This window comes from Bradyrhizobium sp. Ken01 (assembly GCF_055807355.1).
In genome coordinates, this window is record NZ_JBVVPC010000006.1 from 164344 (window position 1) to 185789 (window position 21446).

Consider the following 21446-nt stretch of genomic DNA (forward strand, 5'->3'; position numbering starts at 1 on the left):
TCAAGATGACCGTCACGATTTCACGTCTCTACGATAACTACTCCGATGCGCAGCGCGCGGTGACGAGCCTGGAGGCTGCGGGCGTGCCGCATTCGGATTTAAGCATCGTCGCGAACAATTCCGACAACTGGTACAGCACCGACAAGAAGGTCGATCGAGATCGAGATGGGGTTGATGATCGGGCTGAAGGTGCGGCCACGGGAGCGGGCGTCGGCGCAGGCCTCGGTGGCGCGGCCGGCTTGCTCGCGGGCCTTGGCTTGTTGGCGATACCTGGCTTGGGTCCGGTCGTGGCGGCCGGATGGCTCGCATCGACCGCGCTCGGTGCCGTTGCCGGCGGCGCGACGGGCGGGGTCGTGGGAGCGTTGACGCAGGCCGGCGTATCCGATGAGGAAGCACCACTCTACGCCGAAGGTGTTAGGCGCGGCGGCACCCTGGTTTCGGCTCGTGTACCTGATGCGGACCGCGCGCGCTACGAAGCGATCCTGAACCAGTCCGCCGTCAATCTCCGCGAACGGAGCGCAGCCTGGCAGAAGGCCGGCTGGAAGACTTACGATCCCTCCGCTCAGCCTTATGGCGCGGACGAGGTCCGCAAAGAGCGCCAACTTTACGGCACCGGAGTGCGATGAATTAGCCGGCGGCCCCGCCCCAGCCGGGCCGCCCTTTTCTTGCACGGTTACCAATGATCGAACTGAGGAGCCGAATATGAGCCGCGGAATGCCATCGATGACCGCCCTCTTGGGTATGCTCGCAATCGCCGGTTATCAAAATCGGGACAAGCTCGCCGACATGTTCCGCAATGCGACCGCCGGTCAGCCGTTGGGTGCGCCGGTCAGCCGTTGGGTGCCAAGGATTCCTTGGGCGGCATGCTCGGCAATCTTGGCGGCCTTGTGGGAGGCGGCGGCGTCGGTTCGCTGCTGAACGGCGGGATCGGCGAGTTGCTCGAGCACTTCAAGCAGAACGGACAGGGCGATGCGGCTCAATCCTGGGTCAATCAGGGGCCAAATCGCGAAGTCACCCCGCCCGAACTCCAGCAGGCTATCGGTCCGGACGTTCTTCAAAAGCTGGAGCAGCAGACCGGCCTGTCGCAGCAGGAGATTCTCGACCGCTTGTCCCGAGAGCTTCCTACAGCCGTGGACAAATACACACCTGACGGACGTCTTCCGGCTCCATCGGCGGGATAATCACAGCGATCGAGAGGGAGAGAGAGACATGGGCATCATCTGGTCGATCATTATCGGCTTCATCGCAGGCATCATCGCGAAGTTCATCATGCCCGGCGATAATGAGCCGTCGGGTTTCATCCTGACCACGATCCTGGGAATAGTGGGGGCGTTCGTCGCGACCTATCTTGGCCAGGCCCTCGGCTGGTACCGCCCAGGAGAAGGCGCAGGGCTCGTGGGGGCAGTCGTGGGCGCCATCATCGTGCTTTTTGTCTACGGATTTGTCGCCGGTCGCAGTCGTCGGGCCATCTAGCCACCGTGAACGGAATTCTTCGCGTTAGCGAAGAATTCGCCCGGCGAAAGGCGATCGGCAAGATGAAATGGATGCTCGTTGTTCTGGTAGGAGGAATGACCCCGGTCAACACCGACCTGGTCTTCGACAAGTTCGCCGATTGCCTCGCCGCCGAGGAGCAGATGCGGAAGCACTATACGGACGCTTTCGAGGCTTGGGACAGATGGGCGGCGGCCAATATCGAGCGACGGCGCGAATACTCAAAGGTCCGCGATCTCCAGGCCAAACGCCTGCTCAGCAACATCGGTACGTGCGTTCCTCATGGAGGTGGCGACCCCGCGGCGCCGCAGCAGCAGAGTAGTCCTACACCTTCTCAGCCTCCCCAAGCTCTCCCCACTCCGCTGCCAAGTCCGAAAACGTGACGTCTGAACGTTTCGAACAGGCGCGGCCGCGAACGAATGTGACAGCTGCGCTTTCATCGCCCTGCCTTCTGCGCTGTGACCTGCTGACGATGATAGGCGCACGCCTAAATGTCGATCATAACGGACCTGCGGGCTGACGATGTCGACCGAACTATACGCGAGAATGGGCGTTTACCGACATCATGTCGGACGCTTTTGACTACTTCCGCGCCTACGCTGTCCGGGCTCTTTGCAAGGCCCGATCCATGCCGCAGGGCAGGATGAAGCATCTGCAGCTGGTTGCGGGGCGAATTTACAATCTCCTCAAGAAGGAGGCCGCTTATAGCCCGAACACGCAGCACCTTGAGGACTTCCGGGCAGCGCAGAAACTTGAGGCATCTCTCGATCGCCGGCGCGATGACAGCCCACCCGCTAAAGGAGACTTTGCTCCGGTGAGGACGGGCGCGGAACGGGAGGCTCGTTGAGTGGCTTCCGTGGACGTTCGCACGATCGTCAGTCTCCTGCGAGAATACGCACAGCGGAAGGCGTTGCGTGGCGGGAACCCCTACAGGGCCAAAGCCTACACGCGGGCCGCAGACAGCCTGGCGGCCCTTGCCGTCCCCCTGGACGTGCTCATCGCCGAGGACCGACTGACCGAAATTCCCGGCGTCGGCGAGGCGATCGCCGACATCGTCGCCAAGCTTCACAAGACGGGCTCTCATCCGAGCCTTGAGAAGCTCCGGAAGGAGATTCCCGAGGGCGTGCTCGAGATGCTCGCCGTTCCCGGCCTCCGCCCCGAGAAGGTGCTGCGGCTCTACAAGGATCTCGGCATCACCTCGCTCGCCGAGTTGGAGGCCGCCGCCAAGGACGACCGTATCAAGAAGGCCAAAGGCCTCGGCGCCGCGCTGCAGACCAAGATCCTGCAAAACCTGGCCATCGCCAAAAGTGGAGAAGGTCGCCTCCATCTGCACCGTGCCGCCGCCCTGCTCGCGCACGCCAAGGATTCGCTCCGCAAGGCTCGGCCGGAGCTCAAGCGCGTGACGATCGCAGGCGACTTCCGCCGCGGCTGCGAACTCGTCGGCGACCTCACGATCGTTGCGGAGGCTGCCAAGATCGAGAAGGCGGCGAATGCTTCGGCGACCGACGGACTGCAAATCCGCTTGTCGGACCGCAACCACTTCGGCGCCGCCCTTCTTTTCGGCACCGGCTCAGCCGCTCACATCGAGAGGCTCCAGGCTTTGGCCGCGGAGAAAGGAATGCGGCTGGAGAGCGACGGGCTGCACAAGGGCCGCACCCTGATCGCCGGCGACGAGGTCCAGATCTATAGTGCCCTCGGTCTGCCGTTCATCGATCCTGAACTCCGTGAGGGCCGCGGCGAGGTCGAGCTCGCCCTGAAGGGCAAGTTGCCGAAGCTCGTCACCGACAAGGACCTGCGCGGAATCCTTCATTGCCACACCGATGCCTCCGACGGCACGGAGAGCTTGGACACGATGGCCAAGGCCACGCGCCAGCGCGGCTTCGAGTATTTCGGCGTCGCCGACCACTCCAAGTCCGCGCACTACGCGGGCGGCCTCTCGGAGGAAGAGATCAGGCAGCAGCACCGGGACGCCGACCGGTTGAACAAGCGCTTCGGCAAGGATTTCCGGATCCTGAAAGGCATCGAGTCCGACATTTTGGCCGACGGCTCGCTCGACTATGCGGACGACGTGCTGCAGCGCTTCGACTTCGTGGTCGCGAGCATCCACGGCCGATTCAAACTCGACCCCAAGGCGCAGACGCAGCGCCTGCTTCGTGCGATCTCCGATCCCCACACCACCATCATAGGCCATATGACCGGGCGGCAGCTGCAGCGGCGGCCGGGCTACGAAATCGACATCGAGAAGGTGTTGCGGGCATGCGCTAGGCATGACGTCGTCGTCGAGATCAATGCCCACCCTTGGCGGCTCGACCTGGATTGGCGCTGGCATCAGGCCGCCCTCGAGTTCGGCTGCATGATGAGCATCAATCCGGACGCGCACTCGATCCCCGAGCTCGACCACATGCACTGGGGCGTCGAGATGGCCCGGAAGGGCGGCGTCCCTGCCGACCGGGTCCTGAACGCGATGGCCCTTCCGGAGATCACGCGCTACCTCCGCCAGAAGCGGCGCTCGGTCGCCCGGGCGGCCTGATGCCGCAGGCGCACGATCTCTCGCTGCAGGGAAGGGTGGTGGCGGTCGCCGCCGACCCGGGGCACAACTTCAGCAAACCGCTCCAGGACCGCATCGTCCTGGTGGAAGGCCACGGCGTCGAAGGCGACGCCCACGCCGGCCCATTCGTCCGGCACCGCTATCTCGCCCGCCGCCGGCCAGGCCTGCCCAATCTCCGGCAGGTCCACCTGATCCCGTCCGAGCTCTTTGCCTCCCTCTCGGACGCGGGCTTCGAGGTACGACCGGGAGAGCTCGGCGAGAACATCACCACTGCCGGTCTGGACCTTGAGCGGATGCCGCTCGGGACGCTCATCGAGCTTGGACCAACGGCCATCGTGGAACTGACCGGCCTCCGGACGCCTTGCGTTCTGATCGACCGCTTCCACCCCGGCCTTAAGCAACAGGTGCTCTCGTCGGCGGAAACGGGCCCTCCGTTCAAATCTGGGGTGCTGGGTGTGGTACGGGCCGGCGGGATGGTCGCGGCTGGTGACACCGCGCGGGCTCGCCCTCCGTCCTCCTCGTTTCGGCCTCTGCCGGCCGTGTAGAAAGAGCCTACCATGGCCCGCAAATCGACCCTGCCTTATCGCCTGCAGCCCATGTTGGCCACGCTCACAGATGCGCCGTTCGACGATCCCAATTGGGTCTTCGAGGACAAATTCGATGGTTTCCGCATGGTCGCGGAAATCCGGCGTGGTCGGGTCGCGCTCTACAGCCGCAACGGGAAGATCATCAGCCACTCCTATGTCGAGGTCGCGAAAGCACTTGAGGGAGTGAAGGCGGACGCCGTGATCGATGGCGAGCTCGTTGCGATCGGGAAGGACGGCGTATCCCATTTCCAGTTGCTTCAAAACGCCCTGCGTCACGAGGCCAAGCTTTTGTACTGCGCGTTCGACCTCATGTTCGCAGCCGGCGAGGACCTGCGTGCGCTGCCGCTTCTCGAGCGCAAGAAGCGGCTCAAGGCCCTCTTGCCGCGCCACAAGCTCATCGCGTTCAGCAACCACCGCAAAGGCAGCGGCACAAAGTTCTTTGCACAAGCCGAGCTGAGACATCTCGAAGGCATCATGGCCAAGCGCGCCGACAGCCCGTACGCGTCCGGACGCCGGACCGCCGATTGGCTGAAGGTGAAGACCGCGCAGCGGCAGGAGGTAGTGATCGCCGGCTTCACCGCCGAGGCGAACCCGGCCCTTCTTCGGCGCCCTCCTGCTGGCGGTACGCGACGCCGATGCATGGCGGTACATTGGCCACGTCGGCACCGGCTTCAGCCACCAGGTTCTCGAAGAGCTTCATAACAAGCTCGTCAGGCTCAAGACAGCCAAGTCGCCCTTCCCTGGCAAGGTGAAGGATGAGCGGGTTACGACGTGGGTTCGTCCTTCGTTGGTTGCGGAAGTGAAATTCGCGGAGTGGACCAGCAAGGGCGAGCTGCGCCAGCCGGTCTATCTCGGCCTGAGGTCGGACAAAAACGCCAAGGACGTCGTTCGCGAAACGAGTTGGTCGCGAAAATAATGCCGCCGAGACGAAGCGTTCGATCTGGAGTTCAGCTGGCGGCGCGCTCGGATGCCGAAGGCCACGGCGGCAGGGGCGGCAATCCGAGGGCCTTGCGTACAGGTCCGAATGACCTTCGGTGAGCTGCGCATGCACCAAGCCTGGCGAGAGCTTCATAATGAGCCGGTACCGGGTAGCCCTTGTGATCCGCGAATCCGTAGCCGGGGTGACGCTCGTCGAGGGTCCGCATGACCGTGTCGCGCTCGACTTTCGCCAGGATGGAGGCGGCCGCAATGCTGGCGGACTTGGTATCGCCTTTGATGATGGGCTGCTGAGGGATGTCGATTTCCTTCAACCGCTTCGCATCGATCAGCAAGTGCTGCGGCGTCAACCCTAGGCCCCGGACCGCACGTTGCATCGCCTGGATGCCTGCCCAATAGATGTTGATTTCGTCGATCTCCTCGACCTCGACAAATGCTACACACCAACTCTCTGCCTTTTCCTTGATTTCCTTCGCGAGTTCTTCGCGAGCGGCGGCATCGAGCTTTTTCGAGTCGTCGATTCCGATTATCCGCGTGCCGGGCTTCAGGATCACGGCGCCAGCAGAGACTGGCCCGGCGAGAGGGCTCATTCCGGCCTCGTCCACGCCTGCCACGGCATGTTGGCCGCTTTCCCAGAGAGAGGTCTCGAAGCGGAACATCTTACGGAGGCGCTGCCCTTCGGACCTGTTTTCGGAGCGCCGCTTGTCGATTGAAGCCAGGATGGCACGGGCTCCCGCGCGGGCGTCGGCCCGCAAGATCTGCTCGATGTCGGCCTCGAGCGGTCTTTTCTCGACGACATAGCGCCGGCGCAACGCATCGAGCGAATACTGGGGCATAGGGGCCTTCGTGAAGACTGACTGTGGGAAGCGTGTCGGTGAAATTTGTGGCGATTGTCTGAAGCTAGACCATGCCGTCATCGACTGCGCAGCGCCTTGTCGAAAGGAACCGGACCGGCTCGCCATCTGAGGTCCCGCTATTCTGGAGGGCCACTGATCCAGACCCCGCGTTCGACCTCAGAGCGGAACCAACAGGTGTCATCATCCCTTGAGAAAGAGTGGAGCCTCGATCCCCGGGTGCTTCCGAGGGGGCCGGCCCATGCTCCGACAAGCCAGCAACGAAGAAGAGGTTCTGGATCGCACCGCCGAGGTCGCGGCCACCATCGCGGAAGAAGGCCTCCGGTACGTCAGCGACTCCGCGCCGGGGTACACGCGCAAGCAGACTGGAACCAGCTTCAGCTACTACGACAAGGATGGCAAGCGCATCACCGATGCCGCCGTCATCCGACGCATCAAATCTATCGGCATCCCGCCGGCCTACGAGTCCGTGTGGATCTGCCCGTCGTCGAACGGCCACATCCAGGCAACCGGGCTCGATGCGCGGGGTCGCAAGCAGTACCGCTACCATCCGAAATGGCGCGAGCTACGAGACCAGAACAAGTATGAGCATATCATCCTGTTCGCTGCCGCGCTGCCCGCGCTGCGGGAACGGGTCGCCGCCGACATGAAGCGGGACGGACTGCCGCGCGAGAAGGTTCTGGCCACCATCGTTAGTCTTCTGGAGAAGACATTGATCCGGGTCGGCAATGCCGAATATGCCGAGAAAAACAAGTCTTACGGGCTCACGACCATGCGCCGCAAGCACGTCGAGGTCGGGCGCGGCGTCCTTCGGTTCGACTTCACGGGCAAGTCGGGCAAACAATGGAAGCTTCGCGTCGAGGACAAGCGGATAGCCGCGATCGTGAAGCGCTGCGCGGAGATCCCGGGACATGAGCTCTTCAAGTACCTGGACGACGACGGACAGCCCCGCACCGTCGATTCTGGCGACGTCAACGCCTACATCAAGGACATCACGGGCGAGGACTTCAGCGCCAAGGATTTTCGGACTTGGGCGGGAACCGTTCTGGCGGCGTTGGCGCTTGCCGAATTCAAGAAGTACGACAGCCAGGCCGAGGCGAAGCGCAACGTCGTCGCTGCGATCGAAAGCGTCTCGAAGCAGCTCGGCAACACACCAGCCATCTGCCGCAAGTGCTACGTGCACCCGGAAGTCTTGAACGCCTACATGTCAGGTGACCTCGTGAAGATGATTGAGGCCAAGATCGCGCAGAAGTTCAAGCGCCAGTACGCAAAGCTCACTTCCGACGAGATCATGGTGCTGGCATTTCTCCGGAAGCGTCTCGATTCTCTGAAGGTGCCCGCCTAGCCTCGCGTACCCGGTCTCCGGATGCCTGCGTCTTCCTTGATGCCTCCAGGCAGGCCTCGGCTGGTGCTCTCGTCGGCAAATAGGGGCCTTCCATTCAAAGCCGTGGTGCGGGCCGGCGGGACGGTCGCTTACCGCGCGGGTTCGGCTTCCGTCCTCGCATTCGCGCCTCCCGGCTCGGGTAGAAGGATCCGTGCACAAGTCGCCGTCCCGACCCGAAGCAATGCCGTTCTTAGGTCGGACTAGCCTGGCCGCAAACAACGTAACGGCGGTACGCTTCGGGCTAGGAGGTACGAAAGTCTGGGACTTTTTCAACCGCAGCGCCCACCCGGCGGCTTCTTCTTTGGCTTCGATCCACCTCAAGAGGCGTTCGCTCTCGCGCGTTCGCGCGCCTCACGACGACGTTGGCGGCGTGCGCGCCGCCGCTCGGCACGGTCGGCAGGTTGCCGCAGCGGAGGAACCGGCGCTGTCTCGGATACCAATTTGGGAGCCTCATGGGCTGCGGCCTGTTGGGCCGGCGCGGATGCCTCCGGGCGGGCTTCCATGAATTCAAGCACTGCCCGACCCTTTGCCGTGATCTGCCAGCCCCCGCTGATGCGTTCGACTAAGCCTTGAGAAAAGATGTCGAGGGCGGGGACCTGCGCAGCGAGGCGCTTGGTCCGGTCCGCCCAATCGCGGCCGCTGGTCGCCAGAATGGCCATGTCGCGCTTCAGGTCATCCATGACGGCGAAGCCGTCCGGATAGCTCACCAGGATCTTCAGCACCGTGACCTGGAAATTCACGCCCGCCTCGACCGATCAGCGCCACATCATCGCGGGCGCCGGCCAAAGGGCGCCACGGCCGACCTGCGTGAGTTCGTCCTGCGATACCTCGCCTCTAGTCGCCGCCTCAAGTATCTTTGAGGCGACATGGCTACGCGGTCCGATCTCGCGCTGCAAAACGCTCTCGCAGACCTGGTCCAAGACCGCGCGCACTAGCGCAGTGGTTGCCGCATCGAACATCAATACTCCCCAGAACGCGAAAGTCCCAATATAGCCAACATTCGCTCAGCGCGACTCAACAAAGTTTCGGTCGCGATAGGCCAAGCCAGCTGGTCTGACCGTACCTTTGGAAGATGCCTGCACGGTGGACTTGTCTTGTAAGATCGGGCAAGTCGTAAGGCTATCCTCGAGATCAGGAACACTCGCGTGTCGAGACCCCAGCGAGTCTATAGGCAGGTCGTTCTTTCGATGTCGGTCCTCTTGCTCGTGGCAGCCGGCGCCGCCGCCCAGGAGGATAAGAAGACCGACGACGATAAGCCGGCAGATCCAGATACGGGTGAGAGCACAGTCGAGGAAAAGACGCTCGGCCTTCTGCCCAATCCGCTGCAGAAGTACGGCGTGAAGTTCGCTGCCACTTACATCGGCGAGGCGTTGGGTAACGCTTCCGGCGGCCTGAAGCGGGGCGCTATCTACGAAGGCCGTCTCAACCTTGCGGTGGATGTCGATCTGCAGAAACTCGTCGGCATCGATAAGCTCACTTTTCACGCCAACATGTTCGAGATCCATGGCGATGGCCTGTCCCGGAGCAATCTTCAGAACTTCTTTGTCGTCAGCGGAATCGAGGCTCTACCCTCAACGCGTCTCTACGAAGCGTATTTCGAGAAGCAGTGGGGCGCGAAGAGGATCTCGTTGAAAGTGGGTCAGCTCGCCGCCGACAGCGAATTCTTCAACACCAAATATACAGACGTGTTCACCAACGCCTCAATGGGTTGGCCCGCGATCACGTCGCTCAATCTTCCCAGCGGCGGACCGTCGCCACCTTTGGCGGCTATGGGCGCAAGGCTACTGGTCAACCTGACCGACCAGCTTTCCGTTCTGGGTGGGATCTTCGACGGCGACCAAGCGGGACCCGGACCGGGCGACCCGCAGGAGCGCAATCGCTACGGCGTCAATTTCCGCGTCAACGATCCGCCGTTGTTACTGGGTCAGATCCAGTACGCCTGGAACAACAAGAAGGGCGATGCCAACCTGACCGGCCAGATCAAGTTCGGCGGCTGGCGGCACTTTGGCTCTTTCGCGGATCAACAGCTCGCGTCCAACGGCGTCTCGTTCGCCGCTCCCGGTAGCAGCGGAGAGCCGCTATTGCTGGCAGGAGACATCGGTGGCTGGGCGGTCTTCGAGCAACAGATCTACCGCGTGCCTCACAGCGACGATCGCGGGATCGGTGTGTTCGCAAGGGCCGCCGGCGCGCCCGCTGATCGCAACCTGGTCGATATATACGCTGATGCCGGCCTCGAGTTCATCGGGCTTCGTGACGACCGGCCCGACGACAAGTTCGGGATCGCCGCGGGTTATGCCCATGTGTCCAAACGGGCGCAGGCGCTCGATGCCGACTACCGGACGTTGGCGAATCCAAATTGGCCCTTGCGAAACTTCGAGGGGTTGCTGACGACGGTCTACCAGTATCAGATAAAGGACGGCTGGTCGTTGCAGCCGAACTTCCAATACATCATCCATCCGGGCGGCGGCGCCACGGGGCCGGCGACGTCATCCGCCGGAAAGGTCCTCAAAAACGCCTCGGTGTTCGGGCTCCGGACTACGCTCAAATTCTAGCACCGTGCGCATCGCACGGACTCTGTTCGACGACGTTCAGGCTTAGCTCGTGTAGATGATGACGACCACGCAGGTGGCATCAGGGCGACCGGCATGTCGGGTACTTGGGGCCAACATCTCATTGAGCCTCTTCAGCCTGCTCGCGCTCGCGCAAGCCTCGGGCAAGTTGATCAACAGACGTCTCCTGCGCCAATTCGTCTTGTTGGCAATCCTCGTCATCGACATTCAGCCGCGTGGCAAGCTTCTGCAATATTCTCAAAGATCGCGTCGCCTCCCGTTCAGAGAGCAGATTAATCTGAAGTTCTAGACGATCCCGCTTCTCCAAGATGCGGTCGGTCGCATTTTGGCGAATGAGGACACAGGAGGTGAGAAGTACCGCCTCCAGCGCAAGGAATGTCCCGAGCAGCGGGAACGGGAATGGATCAAGCGCGCGATCGGGGAATACCCCGCCGAACGCAATCCAACACACCACCGCCCCGCACTGCAGCACAACGAACTGCGGAGTTCCCGCAAACGATCCGATTGCATGAAAAACACGATGATGAAGAGCGATCTTTTTCTCATCCTGCTTTTCAAGCCGCAGGATGGCATCGATGTTTTCTACCGGTCTTTTCGATGATGCCGGCGCTGACATCGTCAGCTGGCGATCTGCTCGGCGGCTCGCCGCGCTGACTGTCGGGTTCGGTCGAGTGTCTCATCTCCGGCTTTTTCGGCCCGGGCACGCGCTTCACATTTCGAGCGAAGCTCCTCAATCTCATCATCCGTGAGGTGCTCGATTCCCACGAGACTATTGCGCGCCGCGCTCACGCGAATGAGTTCGTCCAGTTTCACCTGAATGGCCGCGCTGTCACGATTTTGCGAGTTCTGAATCAGAAATACCATAAGGAAAGTTACGATTGTGGTCCCAGTATTAATGACCAACTGCCAAGTGTCTGAGAAGTGGAAGAGCGGGCCGCTTACGCCCCATACGACCACCACACCGGCCGCTAGGAGGAAGGTTGAAGCGCGCCCAGCCGCAAGCGAAGTTTGGTTGGCCAGATTACCAAAGAATTTGGAAATCGAGGATGGTGGGTCGCTCATGGTCTTGCCTCTCCGACTACAATGTTGCGGCCCGACAAGAGTTCCGCCCTGTGGAACTGAAAGCGCACGCTCACCCTGGCGTCACGCACAAGCACTTGAAGCTTTTTCACGAGGTCCCGAAGCACGCCTCATCAACTCCCCGCCCCTTTTCAGATGGCACACCGACGTCAGGGTCCCTTGGTGAAGCTAATCTCTGCGCACCAGTTGTAGTTCAATGAGCGCCAGCCTCTGCAAGGCCACGGGGTCGCGTTCCCCTGCACCTGCAGTACGCAGGATGGACTCTGCAAGAAGGTTGACGTGAGACAAATGCACCGGCTCAGGCAAATTCGCGACTGCAGCCTCAAGAGCGGAGGTCATCGCAGCGATCACGTCCGGCGAAAACGCTGCATTGGCGAGGTTCTGCATAAAGGCTTTGCTCTCCACACCGATTCCCCTCGGCTAACGCCAGGAAAAGGTGGCAGTTCCCGCAGGAGCTCGAATTCAAGGCCCGGCATTTCATGTCGGTCATGGACGCCGGCTTGCAATGGCGGCTACCAGCACATTCGCAAAAAAGGAGATGTTGATGGCTCACAAGCCGCGAGGCTGGCACAATCCAGCATCTAAACTTTCAAATTCCATAAACAACAAAGAGCGTCTTATAGGCAACTATCCATCGCATTTGCGGGGATGGCGATCAACTGTTAGGGCGGCAACATCCTTCAATAGGGCAGCGCTACCCAGACTCGTTGCCTATCTGCATCCCAACGGCCGCGAATAAAAATGCGATCGTCGAGTGCAGATAGCGAAACTTATTAGCCTTCGTGCAATCAAGTTGCTCATCAAGCTAATCATGATAGAAGGCCACTCCAGTTAATCGGAGTCGACATGGCCAAAAAATCAAAGAAGACAGTCAGGCGGGAATACACCAAGGATGATGTGAAGGAATTGCGGGCTCATTCGAAAGCAAGAACACCTGTTACCAAGATCGCAAAGCTGACGAAGAGGTCCGTAGGTTCCTTGCGCCAGAAAGCATTGAAGCTTGGGATCGGATTAGGCCACCAACGCTAGTAGCGGGCTGAAGCTAAGTTTCGTGGGTCCGGTTAGCTCTCCCGAACCGCCGCGGGTGTAGCGATTGCGCTGGCTCGCTTTATCCGCACCACCAACATCAGTGCGTTGATTAGGATCGAGAACATCGAGAGAAGCGCCAGCATGACCCACCAGAATATGCTGTAACCCCTCATCCAGTTATCAAACAACGTAATGAGCAGCATTCCTAAGCCGATCGACGCGCCAATAACATTCAAAAGAAACCAGCGCATCTGAGATATTCCACTGTTGGGCAATAGAAGTATTCGTGTCAGCGCACGTTCGGAAATCATGGTGAGCCGATTGCGAATCTACCGGCTCACTCATGAACAATATCAGGCATCCGGGTAGCCATTCGCCCTGTTGCAAGCGCGACGATCGCGGTTGTAGGCGATCACACCAGCCGTATGACCGTAGAGCTGCGTGATTACCTGGCCGTGGCTGTAAGCCTGTTGCACGCAGGCAACATATGGTTTGTTGCTCATCCAATCGTATGGTCCTGCACTTGCAGTGGAGACCGAGCCGACGGTCGAAACGATTACGGCCGCGGTTGCGATGGCGAAGAGCCCTGTACGAAAACTTGTCATGTTCGTGGTCCCAAGTCAGACGGCACTATTGCGTGTCTGTGCCAATACAATGGGAGCTCACTGGGGTCCTGTATGTGCGGCACGTCACTTCGACCCGGGCCACCCACAACTCTACCGGTCAGGATCGTCCGATAACCAGTTGCGGCGACTTGTGCAAAGCCTGGCCTATGAGCATCAGGGGAACGGCAAGCAAGATCATAAATATACTCATCATAACAAGCTGGTCGTGAAAATTGCCATTGGATGGCGCTTTCGGGATCAGCAGATTCGAAATGATGAGCCCCAGGCCGGTCAACGAAGCTAATATACTGCTTCCCTTCGCAATTAAGCCAAGCCTACGCCACTCGATCTCGCGAGATTTAGCTCTGGTAGCTTGCTCATTGAGCTCGGAACGCAAGGCGAGCAGCTCGGTCTCGATTTCAGCCTGTGTCATTTTTGACTCGCAGATTGGATGCTTTGACCGCTTTTCAAAAGATTCTTGAACAGAATGACAGTCGGCCGCTCTGCCCCGCACCTATTCAATCAACGAACGGTGCGGGCCAAAGTACAACCGCAAAATGGTCGATCAGGATCCCTTGGCGCCGCTCATAACCGGCCCGAATCTCTCCCAACTCTCACCCTTGAACCGCATCATCTGAAGCTGCTCGATCGGGGCAAAGTCATCCGGGCCAGTCTTGATCCGCGTGCCAGGCAGGTAAATTCCAATCTCAAAATCGAGGTTCGCTGCTTGCTTCATTACGTTCTCGCGCGTCAGTGTATCACCGCACTGACGTAGGACTTGCTCCAGGCCCTTTGCCACGCCGTAGCCAAAGACAGTCGCAGAGTCGTCGAGATCACCTTCAGGGTACCACTTTGTCATGAAAGATCGCCACTCGTTCATGGATGCGTCGTTCTTCCACTCAGCGTCCTTCGGATCCTTCAGATATGCGGTGGACAAGATGCCCTGGCTGGCCTCGTAACCGGCAGGTTTGATGACGCCGCCAATTGAACCAGACACGTTTGTAAGAAATTGCACCGGATGCCATCCCATTTCAGCGACCTTCTTTATCGCCTGGGCAGCAAATTTAGGTGTCGCTATGTTTACGAAGATGTCCGGATTGGCTCCCTTGATTTGCACGACCTGAGAATCGACGGTAGGAGAGCTCGTCTCATAAGGAGCTTCAACTACAATCAGCTTGCTGGCTTGGTCACCAAGGCCATCCTTTAGGCCGGTGACGTAGTCTTTTCCAAAGTCATCATTCTGATAGAGCACGCCGACCGTCTTGCCTGGGTAGTTCTGAAGGATGTACTTGCCGTAGATGCGAGCTTCGACCTGGTAACTGGGCTGCCAGCCCATCGTCCAGGGGAAATTCTTTGGATCGTTCCACTTGGCAGCACCTGTCGATACGAACAGTTGCGGGACCTTCTTCGAATTCATGTATTTCTGAATAGCGGTGTTTCCGGGCGTCCCTAGCGGATTGAAAATCAACAACACCTCATCGCTCTCAACGAGCTTACGAGCTTGCTCGACCGTCTTAGGCGGGCTGTACGTATCGTCATAGGAGATAAAGTTGATCTTCCGGCCGTTGATGCCGCCTTCAGAATTGATCTTGGTGAAGTAGGCGGCTTCAGTTTTGCCGATCGTAGCGTACGCGGATGCTGGACCGGAGTACGGCATGATGTTGCCGATCTTGATCTCAGTGTCGGTTGCACCGGGGTCGTATTTCTTTTGAGCAATAGCGGTCGACGAGAGCGTTGCAACAAGTGCCGCTGTGATTGCGGTCGAATAGACAAAGTTGACGTAAGAACGACGCATCGTTGTCCTCCCTTAAAGCGCAAACTGTTCCAGTATTCTTGTGAGCCGTTCAGCCGCGCATTGGCGAGTATGCATGAGAACAGCGCGCGGCAGCAACGAAACGTGCAAGCCGTTTGACTTCAGAGTGAGAAAGCCAAGCTTAGACGCAGCGCACAATTCCTTCCGCAGGAATTAGCGGGAGCAGGCCGGCTGCAAGTTGAACTTGCGCAGCATCGAGCTGAGGCCATCTACTCGGCACTCTTGCGCGTCAGCCAACTTGGCAGCGGACCCGTTCCGTGAGGTACTTCTCGAAGGCTCCGACTTTGGATTTCTGGCTCTGACTCGGCTGTCATTAGGATCGTGCCAGTGGCGAGCAATGAATTGTGGAGCCTTCGCCTTGGCCACTTCGTTTGGCTGAGGCGGTGGCGACGTCGGCGGCTCGGAAGGTGTCGTAAAGGCGAGGGCGACCTTCTCAACAGTTGGTTGGACGTCTTGCATGCTGACCAGCGATAGCCGATCAGCCTTGTTGCCGGCTACAGCAGGATAAGCGATCGAAGGTGTCGGCGCCGGAGCAGACTTGGAGGCGGCGGCAGCAATAGCACCGATACCCCCGACGCAAACCAATCCAAGTACGACGACCTTGATCACAGCGATGCCCACCTCGGAGCATCAAGCCATAGACGACATTTGGCCCGGATTAAGGCGACTTGATTATTGGGTTAATGCCGCTTCAGATCGAGGAGCACGATGCGGCAGGCGTACTCGCACTGACTAAACCGATCAGCGCATGAGCGCACAGGTCGCGTAACTTGCCTTAGAACCGTTCTTCACGACGAAGGACGTCGGCAAAGGTACGTGCCTCGGCCTCAGTCAGGTCTACGGCAAGCTGAGGATCAAGAGTGCGCCAGGTATCGGAACGACCGTGCGGCTCTACTTCGGAAGGACGGAGATCCAGCCGGGCGAGCCGAGGAAGCTTTCGGTTCCTTGCATGAAATCTTCCCGCTTTCAGAGATCTCCGGATACAGGGACACGTGACGAGTGAGTTTCAAGAAGCCTCTCCATTCGCGGGGCCGTGACGCGGTTCCGACACCGAGCGGCGGCATCATTTCCCAATCCGACTTTGGGCGGACTCGACTCTTGTGTTCTTGATATGTTCTAATGGCCCATGGCCGACCGACCCGCGAGCTGGCGCATGCCGACACTGAAGCAGATGGAGAAGATGGCAGCTGCAGTCGGCAGAAAGGCCGCGCCCGGACGCGGGTTGGCCCCGAACGAGGATCTGCCGCCGGAATATTGGCAGGCCGTGCTGGAGGACCCTCGCGCGGAAGCGGTCGGCTCAGGTCCTGGCGCTTCGACACGCCTGCTGCGCCTGAGGCAGATACCCCAGCACCTTCTCAGGGTGGGCTGCCGGCGCTGCGGCAGGGCGGTCGAGATTCAGAAGGCGGACGCTACCAGGCTCTACGGTCCGGGGGCGGTCTGGAGGGATGTCGGTCAGCGGCTGCTCGATGATACCTGCGGCAACCGAACCGGACGCCATGAGGAAGACGGCTGCTGGCCGACCTTCGACGTGGCCTAGGCGCCGCTCGATGTCGCCGAAGTATCACCCGACGCCCCTTTCCGGAGGCGACCGCAAGGCCCTGAAGAAGGAGCTCGGCAAGTCGCGGGCGATGGCCAACATCCTGGCTGCGCAGTCGACTGAGATGCGGGCCAAGGCCGAGATCATGCTGCAGCAAGCGGACAGGTTGCTATGCGAAAGCTGGAACGAGCGGATGTGGTCGGACGGTGAGCCGATCGATCCCTCGCCCACGATCGACCAGGCCATCAATGCGGGCTTCCCGTGGCTGGAAATCCGCTGCCCGCGATGCAAGACCCCGAGCAATGTCGATCTGGCCGCGATGAAGCACGTGCCGACCACATTCATCCACGATCTCGCTAGTCGGCTGCGCTGCCGGAAATGCGCGACAGCGGGGCGGCGACCCGCAGCGACTCTGCTACAACTCACCGCCCAGCTGCGTCATTCCCGAACCGATCCCTGAATCATGTGCAATCTCTACTCGATCACGACCAACCAGGCCGCCATCATCGAGCTGTTCCGGGTGGTCAACCGCTACGTCGGCAACCTGGCGCCGATGCCAGGCGTCTTTCCCGACTACAGGGCGCCGATCGTCCGGAACGGCGCCGAAGGGCGCGAACTCGCCACCGCACGGTGGGGCATGCCGTCGTCGTCAAAGGCTCTGATGGATGCCACCAAGAAGCGCGCCGAGAAGTTGCATGCCAAGGGGAAGAGCGTCGACTTCAAGGAATTGCTCCGGATCGAGCCCGACTCCGGCACGACCAACATCCGCAACGTGCAGAGCAAACACTGGACGCGCTGGCTTGGCGGCGAGAACCGTTGCGTGGTGCCGTTCAACTCGTTCAGCGAGTTCAACAAGGCCGAAGGCGGCGACATCTGGTTCGCGCTCGATGAAAACCGGCCCCTCGCCTGCTTTGCCGGCATCTGGACCAACTGGACATCAGTCCGAAAGGTCAAGGAAGGCGAGACCACCAACGACCTCTACGCCTTCCTCACAACGCAGCCGAACGCCGAGGTCGGCGCCATCCACCCCAAGGCCATGCCGGTGATCCTGACGACGTCCGAAGAAGTCGAGACCTGGATGACCGCACCTATGGAGGAGGCCTTGCTGCTGCAGCGCCCGTTGCCGGACGGCTCACTAAGGATCGTAGCCCGCGGAGTCAAGGAAGATCCGAATGGCCCGCGAACATGAACAAGATCGATCATGTCCTAGACATGCATGGTCCGCTCAACAGCGCCACAGAAGCTAGCGTAAATGCGAATGCGCCGAGTTAATTCGCGTTGTATGGTGCCACTCAAGAGTGCCACACAAAACAGATCCCCGGACTGAACGCATGATAAAATCAAGGTCGAAAACGCCAACTACAACGGTTCTGGCATCGCCATTGTCTAGATCGAGTCCGGTGGCCCTGGCGCTGCGCGCTTTAGAGCATCAGCTCGCGAAGTTCGTTGTGGATCGCCTGCCAGGGAGCGTTGAGATCGACGGTGTAAACAGAGACCGTCCTCCCCATGATTTCATAGCGCTCCCGGATTTGACGATCGACACGAGGGTAGATCAGCACTCCGCTCGCTTGGACATCCCCAATCAAACGTGAATTTTGAAGATAGCTGCAAATCTGATACAGATTGTCGCTGTGAAACTTTTCACTCCCGAAATATGAGCCAACGCTCCGCTGATAAAACTTGGCATCAATGATGCGGTATTCGCCCCGGCGGAAGGCTGAGATGTCCGTCTGCATTCGTGGCAGTAAACGCAACTGCGGATCTGTCGCACTGGTCGCTTGCCAGGCAATGTTTTCGCTCTTGACCTTCCACTCGGAGCATTCGCGTGCGATGAAATTATAGAGAAACGACTGGAATAAAAGGGCCATCCTCGCTTCGTCTCGCGTGAAGTCACGAAACTTAGTCGCTCCAGTTGTTTCATCCACCAACAAAGAATCGAATACAAGTTTGCACACGCCCAGCAAGAATCGATAGAACAGGTTATTGGAGGTCACGCGCACCCTTTCAAAGTCTCTCTGAGAGAGCCGGAAGGGACGTATGCCGTGCAACAACCGAGCTGTGCGATAGGCTCGATGCCTCAGTCCTCGATCCAGCTCCTTTACCTCGATTAAAGCGATCAAGGTTGATTTCAGGATTTGATTAGCGAGGGTATCGACCGACAGCTCATCGAAACGGCAATGAGCGCGCCCCCGCAAGAACAGCGAACGGCGCAAGCTCTGAGATATGTCAATGCGGCCACGAATTCCGCCAAGCTCTTCCTCGCGAACATCGTAGCTTTGTTCCAGGCCGCGACGTGCGAGATGATGAATTCCATCGCAAAGCACAAGAGCAAACAAGTCAACCAGCTCCGTTGATGGCAGAGGACTGACGTCAACAAGTTTACCCTGATCCAGTCTATCCCAAGCATAGCAGAGCAAATAATAGAGGTTTGCGATCGGAATCGACGATCCCATGACCTAGACCTTGAACAACTTCATGCGCCACTCTTCGGCACGCATACCCTCGTACCAATACTCTCGGAGCAGTGGAACAATTTCGAGATCAACTACCTCGTTGTAGGAATCTTCGACATCTACGGTCATTGGGAGGTCACAGAAGAAGCTGTGGCCAATCACAAAGCCCGGCCCCAGATCCCGATCTTCAGCGATGGTTTTATTCAATTCACTGAAACTCTGCTTGAGATGCGAGAAGAGATCGTCCGACATGCCCCTAGACAGCATGTGAATTCGAAACTGCTCGGTCTCAAAGCCCGGCATAATGTTGAAGAAGTCGAACCGACGACGTAAAGCATAGTCGACCAGCGCCAGAGATCGATCGGCAGTGTTCATGAGGCCGATGATATGAACGTTCGGCGGCACATGGAAGCGCGCGTCGTCGTCCGTCGAGTATGCCAATTCCACCGCATAGAGCTCTTTCCGCTTATCGCCTTCAATCAGCATCAACAGCTCACCAAAGACCTTGCTCAGGTTGGCTCGATTGATCTCATCGATGACAAAGACGTATGGCCGAGCCGGATCTGCGAGCGCGCGTCGACAGAACCGTATGAAAACACCGTCGCGTCGCTCAAATCCACCCTTGCCATCGGGTCGATAGCCTTGAACGAAATCCTCATACGCATATGACGCATGGAATTGCACCATCCCAATGCGATCTGATTCTACCGCTTGAGTTGCTGCTTGCGCCAATCGCCGGGCCAAAAACGTTTTGCCTACCCCTGGCGGTCCTTGCAAGACGATGTTCTTTTTCAACTCCAACCGTTGAAGCAATCTTTCAAAGAACTCGCGTTCAACGAAAACGTCTTTCAACAGGTCAGCTAATGATAACTCCTGGACGGGCCGGTGATTAACCGACTTGACTGCCGATTGAAGCGTCCGCTCATATCGATCGATGACAGCATCCAAGCGCTCTGTCAGCTTGTTCATTTCCAGACCGTCAGGAACAATAAAGGCAGCGTCTACGAACGAGTCACCATAGCGTTCTGCTTCTCTGCCATGCTTCTCGCGCATTAGATCTGCCACGGTGCTCAATTCTGAAGTATGATCCCAGCTCTTTCCAGGTGGATTGGTTTCACTGACGCCTAAAGCAAGGAGCAGGACCTTGCTTCTCGGTAATAAAGGAGGACCGGATAGATGCCTTCGCTTACCTTTTGGCCAGGAGCCAAGAAGGCAACCCACGGCACTCGCGAAAAAACCCCTTGGCCAAAGCTAACCCTGACTTGAAGACTGCCATACTCTTTCGGATACTCGCTTGTGCGCAAATCTTGACCAGCATCCGCTTGGGCCAAGAACTTGGAGACAAGATCGCCAATCAAGTCCTTCGGCACTATCGAGAAGCCGAGCTTTCTAAGGATCCGAAACGAAGCTGTGTCGTCTCCTCCAGGAAATTCGTTCCTGGGCAGCTCCTTTCCCGTGGCGTATTTGTAAGCGAGTGAAAAGATAAGCTTGGGCGGGTATCGCTTTCCATCATCCAGGAGGTCATATCTTGACGACCTCGCATCAGACGGCACTCCTGCTGCTTTGAGCTCCTGGATTGCCTGTCGCACATGACGATCGGCTATCGACGAACTATCAGCTTGCCAATCCTGCTGCCAAAGCTCCCGAAGTGGGCTTCTATAGAAGTCCAACTCCGCCGTGCCGTATTCTTCCTCGAGCTTGGCTCTCGTCTGGCGCAGTAGCCGGTCAAGCTCTAATGCTGTCATTTTGTTAGTTTCCGATGGTGAAACGCCCGCAAAATGCTCAGCTATTGCTTTGCGATCGCCTGCAGAGAACACTCTCTCGAATTCATCGGGAAACAGCAGATGAAGAAGCATGTGCCGGAACTGACGCGCCCGCGCGTCGGGTACAGATTGCAGCCATTCGGCGAACTCCCACGGCTGGGTCAGCAGCAAAGCTTGTCGGTCCTGGCTCAGCCGCCGGAATGCAAGAAGGACATTTATGCAGAATGTCAGCTCCCTAGGACGGTGATTGCTATATCCAGGGCCCGCGCTTCCAATACCGGAAAGAACTTCGTCAGCTAACCATTCACTCTCAGCAGGATAAGGAGACTCCGACAACTCCCAAATCGTTCTGATATTTTCTTTTTTTCGCTCGGGAGAGATGTTGCTTGGACACACCAACAACAGCCATAATACTTCTGCCGCCAATTGCTTGACCCGACTCGTGCATGCGCTGAGCTGGTCCTGGAGTTTTGCAGAGAACGGTCGATCAGACTCGTCAGGATTTTGGGTAAAAACCTGATCAAGAACCTCTATGTTCGCAGTCGACCACACCTGTTCTGTCGTGAAGATCGAGTTACCTCTTACTAAAGCGACATCGCGCCAGTTCTGGGCGGCAGTCATGACTTTTGGTGCGCCTGTGGGGTAGAAGCGACTCACTGCTCCTCCTAAAGTTTGAACGTCATGCGAATCAGGTTTCTAATTTACTTGAGAACGCTAGGCTGGTCACCGGCGCAGCCTAAGCTAGACAAATCGTTGATCAAGGCGGTCATGGTGGGCGTATCGTTGGCGCAACATG

General features: G+C 58.8%; 24 protein-coding genes and 2 pseudogenes. 13 read left to right on the top strand and 13 right to left on the bottom strand.

Annotation, left to right across the window (positions count from 1 at the left end):
* Positions 1–5: 5 nt before the first annotated feature.
* The 7 genes and pseudogenes from AC0L3S_RS09180 (at position 6) to ligD (ending at position 5542) form a co-directional block, all read left to right on the top strand.
* Positions 6–626 carry a hypothetical protein gene (locus AC0L3S_RS09180; RefSeq protein ID WP_473278830.1) on the top strand — a complete coding sequence of 207 codons (621 nt, stop codon included), beginning with the start codon at positions 6–8 and terminating at the stop codon, positions 624–626.
* Positions 627–702: 76 nt separating this feature from the next.
* Positions 703–1181, top strand: a pseudogene (locus AC0L3S_RS09185) (YidB family protein).
* Between the two features lie 28 nt (positions 1182–1209).
* Positions 1210–1473, top strand: coding sequence for a GlsB/YeaQ/YmgE family stress response membrane protein (locus AC0L3S_RS09190; protein WP_473278831.1), 264 nt, complete (start codon positions 1210–1212; stop codon positions 1471–1473).
* Between the two features lie 62 nt (positions 1474–1535).
* The gene (locus tag AC0L3S_RS09195) at positions 1536–1874 is read left to right on the top strand and encodes a hypothetical protein (protein ID WP_473278882.1); all 339 of its coding nucleotides are present in this window, start codon (positions 1536–1538) and stop codon (positions 1872–1874) included.
* A 464-nt stretch (positions 1875–2338) separates the two neighbouring features.
* Positions 2339–4021 carry a helix-hairpin-helix domain-containing protein gene (locus tag AC0L3S_RS09200; RefSeq protein WP_473278832.1) on the top strand — a complete coding sequence of 561 codons (1683 nt, stop codon included), beginning with the start codon at positions 2339–2341 and terminating at the stop codon, positions 4019–4021.
* A complete protein-coding gene (locus AC0L3S_RS09205; RefSeq protein ID WP_473278833.1) occupies positions 4021–4584 on the top strand; it encodes an MOSC domain-containing protein in 564 nt (187 codons plus the stop codon). Before AC0L3S_RS09200 ends, AC0L3S_RS09205 begins: the two co-directional genes overlap by 1 nt.
* Before the next feature lie 12 nt (positions 4585–4596).
* Positions 4597–5542: pseudogene (gene ligD, locus AC0L3S_RS09210) on the top strand (non-homologous end-joining DNA ligase).
* Between the two features lie 31 nt (positions 5543–5573).
* Here ligD and AC0L3S_RS09215 read toward each other — a convergent pair.
* Positions 5574–6398, bottom strand: coding sequence for a ribonuclease HII (locus AC0L3S_RS09215; RefSeq protein WP_473278834.1), 825 nt, complete (start codon positions 6396–6398; stop codon positions 5574–5576).
* 259 nt (positions 6399–6657) lie between these two features.
* Between AC0L3S_RS09215 and AC0L3S_RS09220 the strand changes: the two genes are divergently transcribed.
* Complete coding sequence (locus tag AC0L3S_RS09220) at positions 6658–7761, top strand: DNA topoisomerase IB (protein ID WP_473278835.1); 1104 nt, start codon at positions 6658–6660, stop codon at positions 7759–7761.
* Positions 7762–8117: 356 nt separating this feature from the next.
* Here AC0L3S_RS09220 and AC0L3S_RS09225 read toward each other — a convergent pair whose 3' ends face one another.
* On the bottom strand, positions 8118–8540 hold the full coding sequence (locus AC0L3S_RS09225) for a hypothetical protein (RefSeq protein WP_085401355.1): 423 nt from the start codon (positions 8538–8540) through the stop codon (positions 8118–8120).
* A gap of 15 nt (positions 8541–8555) precedes the next feature.
* Positions 8556–8759: a hypothetical protein gene (locus tag AC0L3S_RS09230; protein WP_473278836.1), complete on the bottom strand. Its 204-nt coding sequence runs from the start codon at positions 8757–8759 to the stop codon at positions 8556–8558.
* A 228-nt stretch (positions 8760–8987) separates the two neighbouring features.
* Here AC0L3S_RS09230 and AC0L3S_RS09235 point away from each other — a divergent pair, with 228 nt between their 5' ends.
* A complete protein-coding gene (locus AC0L3S_RS09235; RefSeq protein WP_473278837.1) occupies positions 8988–10352 on the top strand; it encodes a carbohydrate porin in 1365 nt (454 codons plus the stop codon).
* Between the two features lie 118 nt (positions 10353–10470).
* Here the strand turns inward: AC0L3S_RS09235 and AC0L3S_RS09240 are convergent, their stop codons facing one another.
* From AC0L3S_RS09240 to AC0L3S_RS09250, 3 genes are all read right to left on the bottom strand, one after another.
* A complete protein-coding gene (locus AC0L3S_RS09240) occupies positions 10471–10986 on the bottom strand; it encodes a DUF1003 domain-containing protein (RefSeq protein WP_275170249.1) in 516 nt (171 codons plus the stop codon).
* A 2-nt stretch (positions 10987–10988) separates the two neighbouring features.
* Positions 10989–11432 carry a low affinity iron permease family protein gene (locus AC0L3S_RS09245; RefSeq protein ID WP_473278838.1) on the bottom strand — a complete coding sequence of 148 codons (444 nt, stop codon included), beginning with the start codon at positions 11430–11432 and terminating at the stop codon, positions 10989–10991.
* Positions 11433–11618: 186 nt separating this feature from the next.
* Positions 11619–11837, bottom strand: a complete 219-nt coding sequence (locus tag AC0L3S_RS09250) for a hypothetical protein (protein ID WP_473278839.1) — start codon at positions 11835–11837, stop codon at positions 11619–11621.
* Between the two features lie 459 nt (positions 11838–12296).
* On the opposite strand from AC0L3S_RS09250, the gene AC0L3S_RS09255 reads away from it, so the two are divergent.
* Positions 12297–12479, top strand: a complete 183-nt coding sequence (locus tag AC0L3S_RS09255; protein ID WP_473278840.1) for a hypothetical protein — start codon at positions 12297–12299, stop codon at positions 12477–12479.
* Between the two features lie 32 nt (positions 12480–12511).
* On the opposite strand, the gene AC0L3S_RS09260 is transcribed toward AC0L3S_RS09255, so the two are convergent.
* The 4 genes from AC0L3S_RS09260 to AC0L3S_RS09275 form a co-directional block, all read right to left on the bottom strand.
* Positions 12512–12730 carry a hypothetical protein gene (locus AC0L3S_RS09260; RefSeq protein WP_473278841.1) on the bottom strand — a complete coding sequence of 73 codons (219 nt, stop codon included), beginning with the start codon at positions 12728–12730 and terminating at the stop codon, positions 12512–12514.
* 102 nt (positions 12731–12832) lie between these two features.
* Positions 12833–13084 carry a hypothetical protein gene (locus tag AC0L3S_RS09265; protein WP_473278842.1) on the bottom strand — a complete coding sequence of 84 codons (252 nt, stop codon included), beginning with the start codon at positions 13082–13084 and terminating at the stop codon, positions 12833–12835.
* A gap of 118 nt (positions 13085–13202) precedes the next feature.
* Complete coding sequence (locus AC0L3S_RS09270) at positions 13203–13517, bottom strand: hypothetical protein (protein ID WP_473278843.1); 315 nt, start codon at positions 13515–13517, stop codon at positions 13203–13205.
* A gap of 132 nt (positions 13518–13649) precedes the next feature.
* Positions 13650–14879, bottom strand: coding sequence for an ABC transporter substrate-binding protein (locus AC0L3S_RS09275; RefSeq protein ID WP_473278844.1), 1230 nt, complete (start codon positions 14877–14879; stop codon positions 13650–13652).
* A gap of 1144 nt (positions 14880–16023) precedes the next feature.
* Here AC0L3S_RS09275 and AC0L3S_RS09280 point away from each other — a divergent pair.
* Genes AC0L3S_RS09280 through AC0L3S_RS09290 form a run of 3 tightly spaced genes read left to right on the top strand, consistent with a single transcriptional unit; the run spans position 16024 to position 17623 of the window.
* Positions 16024–16434, top strand: a complete 411-nt coding sequence (locus tag AC0L3S_RS09280; protein WP_473278845.1) for a hypothetical protein — start codon at positions 16024–16026, stop codon at positions 16432–16434.
* A 10-nt stretch (positions 16435–16444) separates the two neighbouring features.
* Positions 16445–16894: a hypothetical protein gene (locus tag AC0L3S_RS09285; protein ID WP_473278846.1), complete on the top strand. Its 450-nt coding sequence runs from the start codon at positions 16445–16447 to the stop codon at positions 16892–16894.
* Between the two features lie 3 nt (positions 16895–16897).
* Positions 16898–17623, top strand: coding sequence for an SOS response-associated peptidase (locus AC0L3S_RS09290; protein ID WP_473278847.1), 726 nt, complete (start codon positions 16898–16900; stop codon positions 17621–17623).
* A 232-nt stretch (positions 17624–17855) separates the two neighbouring features.
* Here the strand turns inward: AC0L3S_RS09290 and mcrC are convergent, their stop codons facing one another.
* The 3 genes from mcrC to AC0L3S_RS09305 form a co-directional block, all read right to left on the bottom strand.
* Positions 17856–18887, bottom strand: coding sequence for a 5-methylcytosine-specific restriction endonuclease system specificity protein McrC (mcrC, locus tag AC0L3S_RS09295; RefSeq protein ID WP_473278848.1), 1032 nt, complete (start codon positions 18885–18887; stop codon positions 17856–17858).
* Between the two features lie 3 nt (positions 18888–18890).
* Positions 18891–19940 (bottom strand): AAA family ATPase, encoded by a 1050-nt coding sequence (locus AC0L3S_RS09300; protein WP_473278849.1) that lies wholly within the window; start codon positions 19938–19940, stop codon positions 18891–18893.
* A 71-nt stretch (positions 19941–20011) separates the two neighbouring features.
* Positions 20012–21307 carry a ScoMcrA-related endonuclease gene (locus AC0L3S_RS09305; RefSeq protein WP_473278850.1) on the bottom strand — a complete coding sequence of 432 codons (1296 nt, stop codon included), beginning with the start codon at positions 21305–21307 and terminating at the stop codon, positions 20012–20014.
* Positions 21308–21446 lie beyond the last annotated feature (139 nt).

Excerpts from the sequence above, each read along its gene's own strand:
- AC0L3S_RS09180 (WP_473278830.1), top strand. The coding sequence starts at position 6 with ATGACCGTCACGATTTCACGTCTCTACGATAACTACTCCGATGCGCAG.
- AC0L3S_RS09265 (WP_473278842.1), bottom strand. The coding sequence starts at position 13,084 with ATGACAAGTTTTCGTACAGGGCTCTTCGCCATCGCAACCGCGGCCGTA.
- AC0L3S_RS09260 (WP_473278841.1), bottom strand. The coding sequence starts at position 12,730 with ATGCGCTGGTTTCTTTTGAATGTTATTGGCGCGTCGATCGGCTTAGGA.
- mcrC (WP_473278848.1), bottom strand. The coding sequence starts at position 18,887 with ATGGGATCGTCGATTCCGATCGCAAACCTCTATTATTTGCTCTGCTAT.
- AC0L3S_RS09215 (WP_473278834.1), bottom strand. The coding sequence starts at position 6,398 with ATGCCCCAGTATTCGCTCGATGCGTTGCGCCGGCGCTATGTCGTCGAG.
- AC0L3S_RS09255 (WP_473278840.1), top strand. The coding sequence starts at position 12,297 with ATGGCCAAAAAATCAAAGAAGACAGTCAGGCGGGAATACACCAAGGAT.
- AC0L3S_RS09270 (WP_473278843.1), bottom strand. The coding sequence starts at position 13,517 with ATGACACAGGCTGAAATCGAGACCGAGCTGCTCGCCTTGCGTTCCGAG.
- AC0L3S_RS09230 (WP_473278836.1), bottom strand. The coding sequence starts at position 8,759 with ATGTTCGATGCGGCAACCACTGCGCTAGTGCGCGCGGTCTTGGACCAG.
- AC0L3S_RS09240 (WP_275170249.1), bottom strand. The coding sequence starts at position 10,986 with ATGTCAGCGCCGGCATCATCGAAAAGACCGGTAGAAAACATCGATGCC.
- AC0L3S_RS09195 (WP_473278882.1), top strand. The coding sequence starts at position 1,536 with ATGAAATGGATGCTCGTTGTTCTGGTAGGAGGAATGACCCCGGTCAAC.
- AC0L3S_RS09245 (WP_473278838.1), bottom strand. The coding sequence starts at position 11,432 with ATGAGCGACCCACCATCCTCGATTTCCAAATTCTTTGGTAATCTGGCC.
- AC0L3S_RS09300 (WP_473278849.1), bottom strand. The coding sequence starts at position 19,940 with ATGCGCGAGAAGCATGGCAGAGAAGCAGAACGCTATGGTGACTCGTTC.
- AC0L3S_RS09280 (WP_473278845.1), top strand. The coding sequence starts at position 16,024 with ATGGCCGACCGACCCGCGAGCTGGCGCATGCCGACACTGAAGCAGATG.
- AC0L3S_RS09290 (WP_473278847.1), top strand. The coding sequence starts at position 16,898 with ATGTGCAATCTCTACTCGATCACGACCAACCAGGCCGCCATCATCGAG.
- AC0L3S_RS09250 (WP_473278839.1), bottom strand. The coding sequence starts at position 11,837 with ATGCAGAACCTCGCCAATGCAGCGTTTTCGCCGGACGTGATCGCTGCG.
- AC0L3S_RS09285 (WP_473278846.1), top strand. The coding sequence starts at position 16,445 with ATGTCGCCGAAGTATCACCCGACGCCCCTTTCCGGAGGCGACCGCAAG.
- AC0L3S_RS09220 (WP_473278835.1), top strand. The coding sequence starts at position 6,658 with ATGCTCCGACAAGCCAGCAACGAAGAAGAGGTTCTGGATCGCACCGCC.
- AC0L3S_RS09235 (WP_473278837.1), top strand. The coding sequence starts at position 8,988 with ATGTCGGTCCTCTTGCTCGTGGCAGCCGGCGCCGCCGCCCAGGAGGAT.
- AC0L3S_RS09275 (WP_473278844.1), bottom strand. The coding sequence starts at position 14,879 with ATGCGTCGTTCTTACGTCAACTTTGTCTATTCGACCGCAATCACAGCG.
- AC0L3S_RS09190 (WP_473278831.1), top strand. The coding sequence starts at position 1,210 with ATGGGCATCATCTGGTCGATCATTATCGGCTTCATCGCAGGCATCATC.
- AC0L3S_RS09205 (WP_473278833.1), top strand. The coding sequence starts at position 4,021 with ATGCCGCAGGCGCACGATCTCTCGCTGCAGGGAAGGGTGGTGGCGGTC.